General features: G+C 61.5%; 16 protein-coding genes. 5 read left to right on the forward strand and 11 right to left on the reverse strand.

Annotated features, from left to right (window positions below; all coding sequences use genetic code 11):
* The first annotated feature begins 112 nt into the window (after positions 1 to 112).
* The 3 genes from PU634_RS11540 (at position 113) to PU634_RS11550 (ending at position 3,703) form a co-directional block, all read left to right on the forward strand.
* Positions 113 to 1,747 carry a methyl-accepting chemotaxis protein gene (locus PU634_RS11540; protein ID WP_306760965.1) on the forward strand — a complete coding sequence of 545 codons (1,635 nt, stop codon included), beginning with the start codon at positions 113 to 115 and terminating at the stop codon, positions 1,745 to 1,747.
* Between the two features lie 80 nt (positions 1,748 to 1,827).
* Positions 1,828 to 3,291 (forward strand): aminoacyl-histidine dipeptidase, encoded by a 1,464-nt coding sequence (locus tag PU634_RS11545; protein WP_306760966.1) that lies wholly within the window; start codon positions 1,828 to 1,830, stop codon positions 3,289 to 3,291.
* A gap of 82 nt (positions 3,292 to 3,373) precedes the next feature.
* A complete protein-coding gene (locus PU634_RS11550) occupies positions 3,374 to 3,703 on the forward strand; it encodes a hypothetical protein (protein ID WP_306760967.1) in 330 nt (109 codons plus the stop codon).
* A gap of 238 nt (positions 3,704 to 3,941) precedes the next feature.
* On the opposite strand, the gene dinB is transcribed toward PU634_RS11550, so the two are convergent.
* From dinB to PU634_RS11605, 11 genes are all read right to left on the reverse strand, one after another.
* Entirely contained in the window at positions 3,942 to 4,985 is a 1,044-nt protein-coding gene (gene dinB / locus PU634_RS11555) for a DNA polymerase IV (protein WP_306760968.1), read from the reverse strand.
* Positions 4,986 to 5,061: 76 nt separating this feature from the next.
* Positions 5,062 to 5,286, reverse strand: a complete 225-nt coding sequence (gene nqrM, locus PU634_RS11560; RefSeq protein WP_306760969.1) for a (Na+)-NQR maturation NqrM — start codon at positions 5,284 to 5,286, stop codon at positions 5,062 to 5,064.
* Position 5,287: 1 nt separating this feature from the next.
* The gene (locus tag PU634_RS11565) at positions 5,288 to 6,322 is read right to left on the reverse strand and encodes an FAD:protein FMN transferase (protein WP_306760970.1); all 1,035 of its coding nucleotides are present in this window, start codon (positions 6,320 to 6,322) and stop codon (positions 5,288 to 5,290) included.
* A gap of 6 nt (positions 6,323 to 6,328) precedes the next feature.
* Positions 6,329 to 7,552, reverse strand: coding sequence for an NADH:ubiquinone reductase (Na(+)-transporting) subunit F (gene nqrF, locus PU634_RS11570; RefSeq protein WP_306760971.1), 1,224 nt, complete (start codon positions 7,550 to 7,552; stop codon positions 6,329 to 6,331).
* A gap of 26 nt (positions 7,553 to 7,578) precedes the next feature.
* Positions 7,579 to 8,175 carry an NADH:ubiquinone reductase (Na(+)-transporting) subunit E gene (nqrE, locus tag PU634_RS11575; protein ID WP_306760972.1) on the reverse strand — a complete coding sequence of 199 codons (597 nt, stop codon included), beginning with the start codon at positions 8,173 to 8,175 and terminating at the stop codon, positions 7,579 to 7,581.
* Positions 8,176 to 8,178: 3 nt separating this feature from the next.
* Positions 8,179 to 8,811, reverse strand: a complete 633-nt coding sequence (locus PU634_RS11580) for an NADH:ubiquinone reductase (Na(+)-transporting) subunit D (protein WP_094276794.1) — start codon at positions 8,809 to 8,811, stop codon at positions 8,179 to 8,181.
* Positions 8,804 to 9,574, reverse strand: a complete 771-nt coding sequence (locus tag PU634_RS11585; protein ID WP_306760973.1) for a Na(+)-translocating NADH-quinone reductase subunit C — start codon at positions 9,572 to 9,574, stop codon at positions 8,804 to 8,806. Before PU634_RS11585 ends, PU634_RS11580 begins: the two co-directional genes overlap by 8 nt.
* Positions 9,567 to 10,805 carry an NADH:ubiquinone reductase (Na(+)-transporting) subunit B gene (locus PU634_RS11590; protein ID WP_306760974.1) on the reverse strand — a complete coding sequence of 413 codons (1,239 nt, stop codon included), beginning with the start codon at positions 10,803 to 10,805 and terminating at the stop codon, positions 9,567 to 9,569. The genes PU634_RS11585 and PU634_RS11590 overlap by 8 nt, the downstream gene beginning before the upstream one ends.
* Positions 10,806 to 10,810: 5 nt before the next feature.
* Positions 10,811 to 12,154, reverse strand: coding sequence for a Na(+)-translocating NADH-quinone reductase subunit A (locus PU634_RS11595; protein WP_306760975.1), 1,344 nt, complete (start codon positions 12,152 to 12,154; stop codon positions 10,811 to 10,813).
* A gap of 365 nt (positions 12,155 to 12,519) precedes the next feature.
* The gene (locus PU634_RS11600) at positions 12,520 to 12,837 is read right to left on the reverse strand and encodes a BolA family protein (RefSeq protein ID WP_306760976.1); all 318 of its coding nucleotides are present in this window, start codon (positions 12,835 to 12,837) and stop codon (positions 12,520 to 12,522) included.
* A 53-nt stretch (positions 12,838 to 12,890) separates the two neighbouring features.
* A complete protein-coding gene (locus tag PU634_RS11605; protein WP_306760977.1) occupies positions 12,891 to 13,478 on the reverse strand; it encodes an alpha-ketoglutarate-dependent dioxygenase AlkB family protein in 588 nt (195 codons plus the stop codon).
* Between the two features lie 61 nt (positions 13,479 to 13,539).
* Here PU634_RS11605 and PU634_RS11610 point away from each other — a divergent pair, with 61 nt between their 5' ends.
* Together PU634_RS11610 and PU634_RS11615 are read left to right on the forward strand one after the other, a co-directional pair.
* Positions 13,540 to 14,676: a methyltransferase gene (locus PU634_RS11610; protein WP_306760978.1), complete on the forward strand. Its 1,137-nt coding sequence runs from the start codon at positions 13,540 to 13,542 to the stop codon at positions 14,674 to 14,676.
* An 11-nt stretch (positions 14,677 to 14,687) separates the two neighbouring features.
* Positions 14,688 to 15,269 carry a YajG family lipoprotein gene (locus PU634_RS11615; protein WP_306760979.1) on the forward strand — a complete coding sequence of 194 codons (582 nt, stop codon included), beginning with the start codon at positions 14,688 to 14,690 and terminating at the stop codon, positions 15,267 to 15,269.
* Positions 15,270 to 15,294 lie beyond the last annotated feature (25 nt).

Genomic DNA, 15,294 nt, shown 5'->3' on the forward strand with positions numbered 1-15,294 from the left:
GTATCAGACGACCAGATCCCGTTTTTACATTTTCCTTACATTCATCGAGCCGGTGGCTGGCTAAAATCCGTGGTGACACGGACCTGCACGAACTCATACAAGGAAGATACTTGTGAACTGGCTTCGCTCCCTCACTATCGCCAAACGGCTCTATCTCAACCTGCTGTTGCTGTCACTGGGCATTCTCGGCGTCACCCTGCTGATGCTGTGGTTCTTTTACCAGGGGCTGGTGGAAGAAAAACGGGTGCAGGCCATGCGCCAGGTGCAGTCGGTGGTCAGCCTGGCCGGCCACTATCATGCCTTGCAGCAGCAGGGCCGCCTTTCCGACGAGCAGGCCCGGGAGCAGGCCATGGCGGCCATTGCCGGGCTGCGCTATGGCGACAACGATTATTTCTGGATCAACGATCATCACCCGCGCATGATTCTGCACCCCATGAAACCCGAGCTCAACGGCAGCGATCTGAGCGACTTTGCAGATCCCGACGGCAAGCGGCTGTTTGTGGAAATGGTGCACCGGGTGGAGGAAGCCGGTCAGGGCTTTGTGCATTATCTCTGGCCCAAGCCGGGCCACAACGCCCCGGTTGCCAAGGTGTCTTATGTGCAGCTGTTCAAGCCCTGGGGCTGGATCATCGGTACCGGTATTTACATTGACGATGTGGAAACCCAGCTGCTGGCCCTGGCCGGCAAGGTGATGAGCATGATGCTGGGACTGGGCACGCTGGCGGTGCTGGTGGCGATTATTCTTATTCGCAGCATACTCAATCCGGTGGGCCAGACAGTGCGCGCCCTGCGCGATATTTCCCACGGAGAGGCGGATCTGCGCCGGCGGCTGGACGAAAGCGGCCGGGATGAAATCGCCCAGCTCAGCCAGAGCTTCAACCAGTTTTGCGCGCGCCTCGGCGACACGGTGCGCAAGCTCTCCCCCATCAGCCAGGAAGTCAACCAGGCCTCGAGCCGGCTGTCAGACATCGTCCGTCACAATCGCAGCGTGTCGGAGCAGCAGTCGGAAGAAACCGAGCAGGTGGCCACCGCCATGCAGGAAATGCTGGCCACCAGCAGCGAAGTGGCCCGCTCCGCCGAGCAGGCCGCCGGCGCCAGCGAGGAGTCGGCCCAGGCCGCCGAGCAGGGCTCGCTGCGGGTGGCCGATACCCGCGAGCATGCCTCGGCCCTGGTGGACGAGCTGGGCCAGGCCCAGCATCGGCTGGGGGCACTGGCCGAGCGCACCCAGACCATCGGCACCGTGCTGGAAGTCATTCGCACCATTGCCGAGCAGACCAACCTGCTGGCGCTGAACGCCGCCATTGAAGCGGCCCGGGCCGGCGAACAGGGCCGGGGCTTTGCGGTGGTGGCCGATGAGGTGCGCGAACTGGCCACCCGCACCCAGAGCTCCACCAACGAAATTGAGCAGATCATTCACGGCCTGCAAAAAGAATCGGACGACACCGTTGCCCGCATGCACGCCCTGATGCAGCGGGCCGAGCAGACCCGCGGCAGCGCGGTGCAGGCCGGCGAGGCCCTGGCCACCATTACCGAGCGCATGGCACTGATTAACGACATGAACAACCAGATTGCCACCGCCGCCGAGCAGCAGCGTCAGACCACGGAGGAAATGAGCCGCAACCTCACCCGGCTGAGCGAGCTGGCAGACGAGGTGCGCAGCAAGACCCAGGAAACCGACCACGCCGGGGAGGCCCTGTTCAGCCTGGGCCAGCGGCTGGCGAACGAGGTAAATGGCTTCAAAGCGTGAGCGGGGTTTACCGACAACCGTAGCGAATACCGGCAGGAGCAAGGTAAGCTTGGGTTATCTGTTTCTTGCCGGTGAACCTGATGACTTCCATTCGCACTCTGGCCCCCGCTAGCCTGTGGGGCTTTTTCGACACCATCTGCAGCATTCCCCACCCGTCGGGCCACGAGGCCGCCCTGCGCCGCTGGATCACCGGCTGGGCCGAAGAACAGGGGCTTGCCGTGCGCCAGGACGACACCGGCAACCTGATCATCAAAAAGCCCGCCAGCCCCGGCATGGAAAACCGCCGGGGCGTGGTGCTGCAGGCCCATCTCGACATGGTGCCCCAGGCCAATGCCGACACCAGACATGACTTCACCCGGGATCCCATTCGCCCGCGCATCGACGGCGACTGGGTATATGCCACCGGCACCACCCTGGGGGCTGATAACGGCATTGGCATGGCCGCCTGCCTGGCAGTGCTGGCCGACAGCAGACTCACCCACGGCCCGCTGGAGGTGCTGCTGACGGTCGACGAGGAAAGCGGCATGACCGGCGCCTTTGGCCTGCAGCCCGGCTGGCTTGAGGGCGATATCCTGCTCAACACCGATTCCGAGCAGGACGGCGATGTATACATGGGCTGCGCCGGCGGCGTGGACGCCAATATCACCCTGCCCTATGAAGCCGAAACGGTACCTGCCGGCTATCAAGCCTTTCAGCTTAGCATTACCGGCCTGCGTGGCGGTCACTCCGGTATCAATATTCATGAAGGCCGGGCCAGCGCCACCAGGCTGCTGGCCGAGCTGCTGCATGCCTTCAGCAAGCTCGACAAGGTCCGGCTGGCCAGCCTGGAGGGAGGTACCCTGCGCAACGCCATCGCCCGGGAAGCTTCGGCCCTGCTGCTGGTGCCCGAGGCCGAGCTGGCATCGCTGCAGGCCCTGCTGGCCCACTACCAGCAGCAATACGCCACCGAGTTTGCTGGTGTGGATGACTTTATTCGTCTTAAGCTGAGTAACGCCGAGCCCCCCGCCAGAGTGATGAGCGAGGCCATGCAGCAACGGCTGGTGCGCGCCCTGCTGGCCTGCCCCCACGGGGTGATGGCCATGAGCCGTGCCATGGCCGGCGTGGTGCAGACCTCCACCAACCTGGGCGTCATTGAAACCCGTGACGATCATGTGCATGTGCAGTGCCTGATCCGCTCCCTCGACGATACCGGCCGGAACAGAGTGGCGGCGATGACGGCGTCGGCCTTTGAACTGGCCGGGGCCTCGGTGTCGTTTGACGGCGCCTATCCGGGCTGGCAGCCCGATCCGGACTCACCCATCATGAAACTGGTGCTCGACACCCACAAAGACGTGTTCGGCACCCTGCCGGCGGTCAGGGTGATCCATGCCGGGCTGGAATGCGGCCTGTTCAAGCGCGCCTACCCGCACTGGGACATGATATCGTTCGGCCCCACCATTCAGGGGGCGCACTCTCCCGATGAACGGGTGAATATTGAAGCCGTGGCCCGCTTCTGGCAGCTGCTGATACGGGTGCTGGAACAAATACCTGCCCGCGACAACTGACGACAGGCCGGACTTCGGGGCCGTGTTCACGGTCCCGGTTTTGGCGTATTATTGAACACGATTCATTGCTTTTGGAGGCGTCATGAAATCCAGGTCCCTGTTACTGATGCTGGCGCTGGTCACCCCCCCGGCCCTGGCCGACAATATTCTCAGCCGGGCGGTCGACTTCGGTCGCGAGCTGCTTGACGAAACCCGCAAGCTGGCTCCCGGAATCCAGAACGATCACAGTACACCGCCGCCCCGCCAGGCCAGCGCCCACCCGGACGACGGCCGTGATGCGCCGGCGCTGGAGCCGGGCTACGGCTCGGCCACCACCGGCCCGGCCGCCGTGGTAGCGCCACCGTCTCCGCCCGCAGCCACCACGCCCCGGAACAATCAGGGCTGGTTTGTGGAAGAGGATCATCTTAAATGACTGGGGACTGGGGACTGGGGACTGGGGACTGGGGACTGGGGACTGGGGACTGGGGACTGGGGACTGGGGACTGGGGACTGGGGACTGGGGACTGGGGACTGGGGACAGAATACGGGCGTAGGTTGTGATGAACGAAGTGAATCGCAACAAATACAGACGCTTGCGGAATGTTGAATTTCGCTTCGCTCATTCCAGTCTACTCGACTAATCCCAAGTCCCTAATCCCCATTCCCGGCTCTTAATCCCAGTCAAACCCGAGCTGGACGCCGCTGTCTTCTCCGGCCAGCTCCACGCTCACCCCCACCAGCCGCACGCCGCGCCCCTCGGCCCGGTTCCAGGCCTGATCACACAGCTTCAGCGCCGAGTCCAGCTCCGGCGCTGTGGTTCGCCGGGACAGGGTGGTCTGCTCGAAATCGGCGAACTTGAGCTTGATGCACAGGCCGCTAATGGCCCGCTCACCCAGCCGGCGCCGCAGCTCGGGCCAGAGCCGGGCCAGAACTGCCCGGCCTTCGCTGGCGGCATAAATGTCGGCAGCCAGGGTGGTCTCCACGCCCACCGACTTGCGCACCCGCTCGGTTTGCACCGGCCGCTCGTCGATGCCCTGGGCCCGCTGCCACAGCAGCCGGCCGAACTTGCCAAAACGGCGCACCAGTGTGCTTTCACCCGCGGCCACCGCCTGGGCGCAGGTCTCCAGCCCCATGGCCGCCAGTTTTTCCGCCGTTTTCCGGCCCACACCGGGAATCTTGCTCAGAGGCAGTTTGCTGACATAGTCCGCCACCGCCGCCGGCGGCAGCACAAACAGGCCGTCGGGCTTGTTTTCTTCCGAGGCGATCTTGGCCAGAAACTTGTTGGGCGCCACTCCCGCCGAGGCGGTGAGCTGCAGCTCATCGCGAATGGCCCGGCGAATATCCTCGGCAATCAGGGTCGCACTGCCGCCAAACAGCGGGCTGCCGGTCACGTCCAGGTAGGCTTCATCGAGGGAAAGGGGCTCCACCAGTTCGGTGTAGCGCTGAAAGATGGCGCGGATTTGCTGCGAAACCCGCTTGTATTCCGCCATATTGCCGGAAATCAACAGCAGATCGGGGCACAACCGCAGCGCCTGATGGCTGGGCATGGCCGAGCGCACACCAAACCTGCGGGCCGGGTAGTTGCAGGTGGCAATCACCCCGCGCCGGCTGGCACTGCCGCCAATGGCCAGGGGAATGTCCCGCCATTCGGGATGGGCCCGCATCTCCACCGCGGCAAAGAAGCAGTCCATGTCCACATGAATGATTTTACGCATCAAAACGTGAGGGGTGAGGGGTGAGACGTGAGGACGATCTCTTCACACCTTACTCCTCACCCCTCACCTCCGGCGGTCAGATAATGCGGTTTTCTTCCAGCATTTTGCGGCGGGCTTCTTCCTTGGCCATTTTCTTCTTGCGGCTTTCGCACGGATCCGGGCAGTCGCAGGCCTTTTCCACGCCAATGCTGCCCAGGCCACCACAGGAGCCGGAGATGGTCTTGCGCTGAATGATGTAGCCAATGGCCATGGCGGCAATCACCAGGGCAAAGACCCCGAAGGTAATCAGAAAATACAGCATATCAACCTCTTAGGTACTTCTTGAAGGCACTGGACATATCCACCCTGAAGCCGTCATCCGTTTTGGTGAGCAGATAGACCGCCAGCCCGTGCCGCTCGGCAAAGGCGAGCGCCCTGTCGGTGCCCATCACCGTCAGCGCCGTGGCCAGGCCGTCCGCCATCATACAGGACGGATGGATCACTGTCACCGATGCCAGCCGGTGGGTAATCGGCTTGCCGGTGGCCGGATCCATGGTGTGGGACAGCCGCTGGCCGTCCAGCTCATAGTAATTGCGGTAATCCCCCGAGGTGGCCACGCTGGTGTTGGCCAGGGCCACCACCTGCTGCACCATGCCGGTGCCCGGGCCGGGTTTTTCCACCGCAATGCGCCAGTCCTGGCCGTGGGCGTTCAGGCCGCGGGTGCGCACCTCACCGCCGATTTCCACCAGGTGGTGGGTGAACCCCTGCTCGGAGAGGTATTCCGATACCACATCCACACCAAAGCCCTTGGCGATGGACGACAGATCCACATACAGCCCGGGCAGGGATTTTTGCAGGTAATCGCCGTCGGCAGCGGTGAGCACGCTCAGATGTTTGAGGCCAGTCTGCGCTTTGACGGCAGCCAGCTGTTCATCACCGGGAATGTGCGTGGGCCTGGCGTCGGGGCCAAAGCCCCACAGGTTCACCAGCGGGCCCACGGTCACATCCAGGGCACCGCCGGTCAGCCGGCCCAGCTGCAGCGCGGCGGTCACCACCCGGGCGGTATTCTCCGACACCGCAAAGGGGGTGTCGGCTTTATGCCGGTTAAAGCGGCTGAGCTCCGAGTCTTCACGGTAGGTGGACATCTGATCATTGACCTGCTCCAGCCGGCGGTCGATCTCCGCCTGCAGTGCACTCGCCCGGCTGTCATCGGCGCCCACTATCTTGATGGAATAGTAGGTGCCCATGGTGTTGCCGGTGAGGTGCAGCTGCGGGGTGGCGTCGTCGGCCGGCTGGCAGGCCGCCAATAAAAAGGCCAGCCCCCATGGGGCCAGCCATTTAATTACGCGAGTGATCATCAGTAATTAACCGCCGAAGTCATCCAGCAGGATGTTCTCGTCTTCCACGCCCAGGTTCTTGAGCATGTTGATCACGGCGGCATTCATCACGGGCGGTCCACACATGTAGTACTCACAGTCTTCCGGCGCTTCGTGGTCACGCAGGTAGTTTTCGTACAGCACGTTGTGAATGAAGCCGGTGTAACCGTCCCAGTTGTCATCGGGCTGAGGATCAGACAGGGCGACATGCCACTGGAAGTTGTCGAACTGCTCCTGCAGACCGTCAAAGTCTTCCACGTAGAACATTTCGCGCTTGGAGCGGGCACCGTACCAGAAGCTGATCTTGCGCTTGGAGTTCAGGCGCTTGAGCTGGTCAAAAATGTGCGAACGCATCGGCGCCATGCCGGCACCACCACCGATAAACACCATTTCGGCGTCGGTGTCCTTGGCGAAGAACTCACCGAAGGGACCGGAGATGGTAGCCTTGTCACCCGGCTTCAGCGACCAGATGTAGGAAGACATCTTGCCGGGAGGAGCAGACCAGTTGCTGGGCGGCGGAGTTGCGATCCGCACGTTCAGCATGATGATGCCCTCTTCTTCCGGGTAGTTGGCCATGGAGTAGGCGCGGATCACTTCCTCGTCTACCTTGGACTCCAGATCGAAGATCTTGAACTTGTCCCAGTCTTCGCGGAATTTCTCCGGTACATCGAAGTCCTTGTACTTCACATGGTGGGGCGGCGCCTCGATCTGAATGTAACCACCGGCACGGAAAGGCACGCTTTCGCCGTTGGGGATCTTCAGCTTGAGTTCCTTGATGAAGGTGGCCTTGTTATCGTTGGAGATAACTTCACATTCCCACTTCTTGATGCCGAACACTTCTTCCGGCAGTTCGATCTTCATGTCCTGCTTGACGTTCACCTGACAGGACAGGCGCTCGCCTTCGCGGGCTTCGCGCTTGGAGATGTGATCCAGCTCGGTGGGCAGAATTTCACCGCCACCCTCGAGCACGCGCACGCGGCACTGGCCACAGGAGCCACCGCCACCACAGGCAGAAGACACGAAGATACCGTTGGCGGCCAGGGCGCCCAGCAGCTTGACGCCGGCACCGGAGGTGATCGCCTTTTCGGGATCGTCATTGATGCTGATAGTCACATCCCCTTCCGCGACGAGCTTGGACTTGGCAAACAGGATAATGCTTACCAGGGCCAGCACGATCACGGTGAACATGACCACGCCTAGAATGATTTCCATCGTTTATTCCTTTTCCGTCACTGGGTTTACAGAGAAATGCCAGAGAAAGACATGAAGCCGAGGGCCATCAGGCCGGCGGAAATAAAGGTGATACCCAGGCCGCGCAGACCATCGGGCACATCCGCATACTTCATCTTCTCACGCAAACCGGCCAGCAGCACGATGGCCAGCATCCAGCCGATACCGGAACCGAAACCGTAGACGATAGACTCGCCGAAGTTGTAGTCCCGCTGCACCATGAAGGACACACCACCAAAGATGGCGCAGTTCACGGTGATCAGCGGCAGGAAGATGCCCAGGGCGTTGTAAAGCGCCGGGAAGAACTTGTCCAGGGTCATTTCCAGGATCTGCACCAGCGCCGCAATTACCCCGATAAAGGTAATGAAGTTCAGGAAGCTCAGATCCACGCCTTCGACCAGGGCGCCGTCCTTCAGGATGAAGTTGTAGATAAGGTTGTTCACCGGGACCGAAATGGTCAGTACCACGGTCACCGCCACACCCAGACCAAAAGAGGTTTTTACCTTCTTGGACACCGCCAGGAAGGTACACATACCCAGGAAGAAGGCCAGCGCCAGGTTCTCGATGAACACGGCACGAACAAACAGACTCAGATAATGTTCCATCTTTTACTCCTTGGCCTCCACCTGTTCAGGGCGGAAGGTACGCAGTACCCAGATAAAGCCACCGATGATAAAGAAGGCGCTTGGCGGCAGCAGCAGCAGACCGTTGGCCTGATACCAGCCACCGTTTTTGATCAGCGGCAGGATTTCAATGCCAAACCAGGTGCCGGAACCGAACAGTTCACGCACGGTGGCCACCACCAGCAGGATCAGGCCGTAGCCCAGACCGTTACCGATACCGTCCAGGAACGACATCATGGGCGGGCTCTTCATGGCGTAGGCCTCGGCACGACCCATTACGATACAGTTGGTGATGATCAGACCCACAAACACCGACAGCTGCTTGGAGATGTCGTAGGCGTAGGCCTTGAGGATCTGGTCCACCACGATGACCAGAGAGGCGATGATCGCCATCTGGGCAATAATCCGTACCGAGTTGGGGATCTGGTTGCGGATCAGCGAGATAAACAGGTTGGAGAACGCCGTTACCGCAATTACCGCCAGCGACATTACGAATGCCGTCTGCATCTGCGAGGTCACCGCCAGGGCAGAACAGATACCCAGCACCTGAAGGGCGATGGGGTTGTTGCCGATGATGGGACCGAACAGAACCTTTTTCATTTCAGCTTTATCAGCCATTGTTCAGTTCTCCTTCACGAACCTTGGCCAGGAAAGGACCAAAGCCTTTCTCACCCAGCCAGAATTCAAAGGTTTTTTGCACACCGTCGGAGGTCAGGGTTGCACCGGACAGACCGTCCACGCTGGAGGGGGCACCGGCGGGGGCACCGCCCTTGACCACCTTCAGCGCCGGCTTGCCGTTATCGTCGTACAGTTTCTTGCCGACGAACTGGGCACGCCAGTTGGGGTTTTCCACCTCACCGCCGAGTCCGGGAGTTTCACCCTGCTCGTAATAGGTGATGCCCTTGATGGTGTTGCCATCGGGGGCGACCGCCACAAAGGCGTACATGGTGGACCACAGGCCCTGGCCGTGCACCGGCAGAATGATGCTGTCCAGCTCGCCGTTTTCGTCCTTGGCCAGGTAAACCGGGGCCAGGTTGGCGCGACGGCGAATACCGGCCGGATCTTCGTCGGCGCTCAGCCTGATGCTGGTGGCCGGATCCTTGGCGGCGGCACGCTGGTTGTAACCGGCGGCGGACTGGTCGGTCAGTTCACCTGTGGTCAGGTCAAGCAGGCGGGCGTCGATGAAACGCTCGTAGTTTTCCGCCACATTGTCCCGGCCCAGACCGGCCACGCTGACGATGTTGGTCTGAACGTCCAGCGCCTGGTTGCGCTGTTGGGTCGGCTTCAGCATCACGGCGGCGCCGGATACGATGATGGAGCAGACCAGGCAGAGACCGCCGACAACGGCAAAGGTTCTGCCGATAGTTTCTTTCTTAGCCACGGGCCAGCCTCCGTTTGATGTTTGCCTGAACCACGAAGTGATCGAACAGGGGAGCGAACAGGTTGGCGAACAGAATGGCCAGCATCATGCCTTCGGGGAAGGCCGGGTTGACCACACGGATCAGCACCACCATGACGCCGATCAGGGCGCCGTACCACCACTTGCCCTTGTTGGTAAAGGACGCGGAGACCGGGTCGGTGGCCATAAACATCATGCCGAAGGCGAAACCGCCCAGCACCAGGTGCCAGTACCAGGGCATGGAGAACATGGCGTTGGTGTCGGAACCGATCAGGTTGAACAGGGTCGCAGTGGCCACCATGCCGATCATCACACCGCCCACGATACGCCAGGAGGCGATGCCCAGGTAGATGATGAACAGACCACCGATCAGAATGGCCAGGGTGGAGACTTCACCGATGGAGCCCTGAATGTTGCCGATAAAGGCATCCATCCAGCTGATGGCGGCGCCGGTGTTGGCGTCCATCAGCGCGGCCTGACCGCCGGCGGCCCACTGGCCCAGAGCGGTGGCGCCGGAGAAGCCGTCAACGGCGGTCCATACGGTGTCGCCGGAGATCTCGGCCGGGTAGGCGAAGAACAGGAAGGCACGACCCGCCAGTGCCGGGTTGAGGAAGTTCTTGCCGGTGCCGCCAAAGATTTCCTTGGCCATGACCACACCAAAGGTGATGCCCAGGGCTGCCTGCCACAGCGGCAGGGTGGCGGGCACGATCAGGGCGAACAGCACCGAGGTCACGAAGAAGCCTTCGTTCACTTCATGCTTGCGTACGGTGGCGAACAGCACTTCCCAGAAGCCACCGACCACGAATACGGTCAGGTAGATGGGCAGGAAGTAGGTGGCCCCCAGCAGCAGCTTGCTGCCCCAGCCGGCCCCTTCACCCAGGGTTGCCCCCAGGCTCTCGGCCAGGCCATAGCGCCAGTTGCCGTCGATCACGCCGGCCAGGTCGGCCGGGCTGTACATGCTGGTGAGGGCTGCAATGGCCTGGCCACCGGCGTTGTACATGCCGAAGAACATGGCGGGGAAGGTCGCCAGCCACACCATGATCATGATGCGCTTCAGGTCGATGCTGTCGCGCACATGGGAGGCGTTGCGGGTTACCATGCCCGGGGTATAGAGCACGGTCGCCACCGCTTCGTACAGGGCGTAAAACTTTTCGTATTTACCACCCGGTTCGAAATGGTGTTCCATTTTTTCCAGAGTGTGCTTCAAACTCATTTCTCTTAGCCCTCTAGCTCAATCTTGGTCAGACACTGACGCAGCACCTGGCCGTAATCGTACTTGCCCGGGCACACATAGGTGCACAGCGCCAGATCTTCTTCATCCAGCTCCAGGCAGCCCAGGTTCTGGGCGCTGTCGGTGTCGCCGGACAGCAGATCACGCAGCAGCAGGGTAGGCAGAATGTCCAGCGGCATCACACGCTCGTAGTTGCCAATTGGCACCATTGCACGGGAGGAGCCGTTGGTGGTGGTGGTCAGGTCAAACAGCTTGCCCTTGGCCAGGTGGCCCAGGTAGGCGCGGGTGACCGAGAACTTGCTGGAGCCCGGGGCCAGCCAGCCCATGAATTCCTTCTCGCGGCCTTCCTTCAGCACGGAGACCTGCAGATGGTAGCGACCCAGGTAGGCGTGAGGACCATTGGCGGTGTTGCCGGACAGCACGGAGCCGGAGATGACGCGATTTTCACCGTCCTGCAATTCACCGGCGGTCAGCTCGTCGAGGGAGGCGCCGAGCCGGGTGCGCAGCAGACGGGGCTTGTTGACCACGGGGCCCCCCAGGGCCACCACGCGATCGGTGCAGATTTCACCGGTGGTGAACAGCTTGCCGAAGGCGATCACGTCCTGATAGTTGATGTACCACACCACCTTGCCGGGCACGATGGGATCGATGAAGTGAATGTGGGTACCGGGCAGACCGGCCGGGTGCACGCCGCCGAACACATGTTCCTTGACGTTGCCGGCAGTGGCCTGAGGCAGGCTGCCTTCGCCCTTGCACACATGCACCTGGCCATCGGTCAGGCGGCTCAGCACCTGCAGACCATCGGTAAACGCCTGAGCGTTTTCCTTGATCACCAGCTCGGCATTGGCACTGAGCGGGTTGGAGTCCATGGCGGTAACGAAAATGGAGCGCGGGGCCGAGCCCACGGCAGGCACCTTGCTGTAGGGGCGGGTGCGCAGCGCAGTCCACTGGCCGGATTCAACCAGCTGTTCCTGCACGGTTTCACGTTCCAGTTTGGCCAGTTCGGCAGAGCTGTAGCTTTTGAAAGTAATCTGCTCTTCGCTGTCATCAACGGCAATAACAACGGATTGCAGTACACGTTTGGCGCCACGGTTGATTTCAACCACTGTACCGGCGGCGGGAGCTGTGAACTTGACGCCAGGGTTCTTCTTGTCTTCGAAGATAACCTGACCTTTCTTGACGCGATCCTCTACCTTGACGTGCATGGTAGGGCGCATACCCACATACTCCTCGCCCAGCGTAGCAACGCGCTTGATGGAGGGACCATCGTAGATTACTTGCTCTGGTGCCCCGGCAATTGGGAGGTCCAGTCCTTTTTTAATTGTAATCATACTCACTTGCACTACTTGTTAGGGGAAGACAGGTACTTGCCATGCAGAACATGACAACATGCTGATGAGTCGCTACCGGCATGTTCGCATCGCCCTGACAACAGCACGACTACACTCCGGTAACATCCAGCCCGATTTAAAAGGCGCGTAATTCTAGCACTTTTACGACAACGGCTGCCATGGCAATTGCTAAAAATTACCGTTATGGTCAGCAAAATCGGCTTGCTCGTTAATTCACCAAGCAAAAATAAGGCCATGATTTTCAAGGCAGAATCATGCTTTGGTCGCAAGCGGCTCCGGAATGGAAGCGGTTTCCATGCTCACCGGGCTGATAACAATTTCGCTAACCACAAATAACAGTCGGCTCAGGCCGACACGCCGCCCTTGCCCATGCAGTTGGGGCTGGCGGGCACCGCTCCCCGCTCCCGCCACTCGGCCGGGGTCAGAGTGTGCAGCGCCAGCGCGTGCACGCCACCGGCCAGCTCGTCGGCCAGCAGGGTGTTCAGGGTGCGGTGGCGGGCCAGCAGACGCTGGCCTTCAAAGGCGGCACTCACCACCACCAGCTTGAAGTGGGTTTCCGAGCCCGGCTCGACTCTGTGCATGTAGCTTTCGTTAATCACTTCCAGATGTTCGGGAGACAGCGCCTCCCGGACCTTGTGCTCTATGGTGTTTTGCATCGACATGGTAGTTCCTCGCGGTTAACAGGACAGATGACAGGCGCGCTTCCCGACTCATTTCACGCGGAATGCCGGCGGCGGAAGGTCAGATTGATGCGTGCCCCTGTGGCCCGGGCCATTCTGGGCAAGGCGTGGCGCCAATGATGCTGCATTTCTCCCGCCATCACCAGCAGGCTGCCGTGCTCCAGCCACAGCTCGCGCCGCTCGCCGCCGGTGTGACGCAGCAAAAACCGCCGGCGTTCGCCCAGGCTGATCGAGGCGACCATGGGGTTGGGGCCCAGCTCCGGTTCGTCGTCGGCATGCCAGCCCATGCTGTCCTGGCCATTGCGGTAAAGGTTGAGCAACACACCGTCAAAGGGCTGACCGCAGATGGTCTCAAGCCTTTCGGCCATTTCTTTCACCCGCGGATGCCAGGGCACGGGCCGGCGTTCCCGGCCGGAATACCGATAAGCCCAGTCGCCCATCCAGCAGGACAGGCGGGGCTCATTCACTTCCCGGCCAAACATGGTCAGCCGGTGCTGCTGCCAGGGAATGTCCCGGCGCAGCTCGGCCTGCCAGGCGTCCGCCTCGGCGGCAAAGGCACCGGGCCACCACAACAACCGCCCGTCGTTTAGGGTGAGCCACTCGGGCTCCGACCACAGCCGCATGCTGATTTTCCCCTCCAAACTGCTAAAATGCCGCCCTTTGCAATCATCAGGCGTAAATCCCATGAATCATCACTTTCCCCTGCCCGAGGGCGGCGAGCTCGAGCTGCACCGCTACCCGCGCCAGGCCCGCCACGGCCTGCAGGCCTGGGAGGCGGCCGACGAATATATCATGAACGAGCTGGCCACTCTGGACTGGGACCGGCGTGCGCCCCTGGTGATTTTCAACGACGCCTTTGGCGCCCTGACGCTGGCGCTGCATCAGTACCGGCCTTTTACAGTTACCGACTCCCGGGTGGCCGAGCTGGCCCTGGCTGACAATGCCGCCGCCAATGACCTTGCGCCAACTTGGCACCCGCTCACCAGCCTGGACGAACTGCCCGAGGCCCCCGGGCTGGTGCTGATGAAACTGCCCAAGACCAACGCCATGCTCGAGCACCAGCTCGCCGCCATCAGCCGGGTGACGGGACCGCAAACGCAGATCATCGCCGGCGCCAAGGCCCGGGACGTGCACAGCTCCACCCTCAAGCTGTTTGAGCAGATGCTTGGCCCCACCCGCACCAGCCTGGCCTGGAAAAAAGCCCGGCTGATCTTTGCAAAGCGGGACATGAATATCGCCCCCGCTGCCTCGCCGGCGCCCCTGAGCTGGCCGCTGGAAAACAGCCCCTTCACCCTTTACAACCACGCCAGTGTGTTCTCCCGGGCCAGCCTCGACATCGGCGCCCGCTTTATGCTGGAGCACCTGCCCGCCAATCGCCCGGGCCGGGTTGTCGATCTGGGCTGTGGTAATGGCGTGCTGGGGCTGATGACCCTGGCGCGCAATCCCGAAGCCACCGTCACCTTTGTGGACGAATCCCATATGGCGGTGGCCAGTGCCAGGCTGAACGTGGAGAAAAACCTGCCCGAGGCCCTGGCTCGGGCCCGCTTTATGGTCAACAACTGTCTCGACGGCATGGGCCCCGACAGCGCCGATTCGGTGCTGTGCAACCCGCCCTTTCACCAGCAGCAGGCCATTACCGATCACATTGCCTGGCAAATGATGACCGACGCCCGCCGGGTGCTGCGCCGGGGCGGCGAGCTGCTGCTGGTGGGCAACCGCCACCTCGACTACCACCAAAAGCTCAAACGGCTGTTTGGCAATCAGCGGGTAGTGGCATCCAACCGCAAATTCGTTATTCTGAGAGCCATTCAAACCGCCTGAAGGAATTATTCATGAACTGCATCAAATGGTTGACCGCTCCCCTGCTGGCTCTGGGGCTGAGTGCCTGCGCCAGCTACTACCCCATTGCCGTGGACGTCAAGCCGGCGCCGGCCGAGGTGGGTGGCGGCGTATACCGGGGCCAGAGTCTGGCGCTGTCGAGCACCGACAACCGGGCCAGTGACTTCATTATTCAGATTGAGCAGAAAGACAAGTCCCCGGTGGTGGTGGGTGCCGCCAACAACCTGCGGCTGCAGCTGGAACAGGCGCTGGCGCAGGGATTCAGCACTCAGGGCGCCTTTATCGAGCAGGGTGCCAACACCCGTGCCACCCTGGAGCTGCAGGAGGTGCTGTCCCGGGTGATCCGCGGCCACATCAGCTACGACGTGGTGCAAAGGGTACGGGTACAACTGGTGCTGGAGCGGGATGGCCGCCGCATCACCAAGCAGTATCGCCGCAGCGCCCAGCAGGAATTCCCCGGTCGCCTGCACCCGGAGCTGGCCCCGGTGACCGAGGCCCTCAACAAGCAACTCGGCCTGATGGTGCAGGACATTCTGTCCGATCGTGACGTACAGAGCTTTATCAACGGTAACTAAGGTCAGCATGTACTTGCGCTGTAGG

The sequence above is a fragment of the Oceanimonas pelagia genome (assembly GCF_030849025.1).
Classification (GTDB): Bacteria; Pseudomonadota; Gammaproteobacteria; order Enterobacterales; family Aeromonadaceae; genus Oceanimonas; species Oceanimonas pelagia.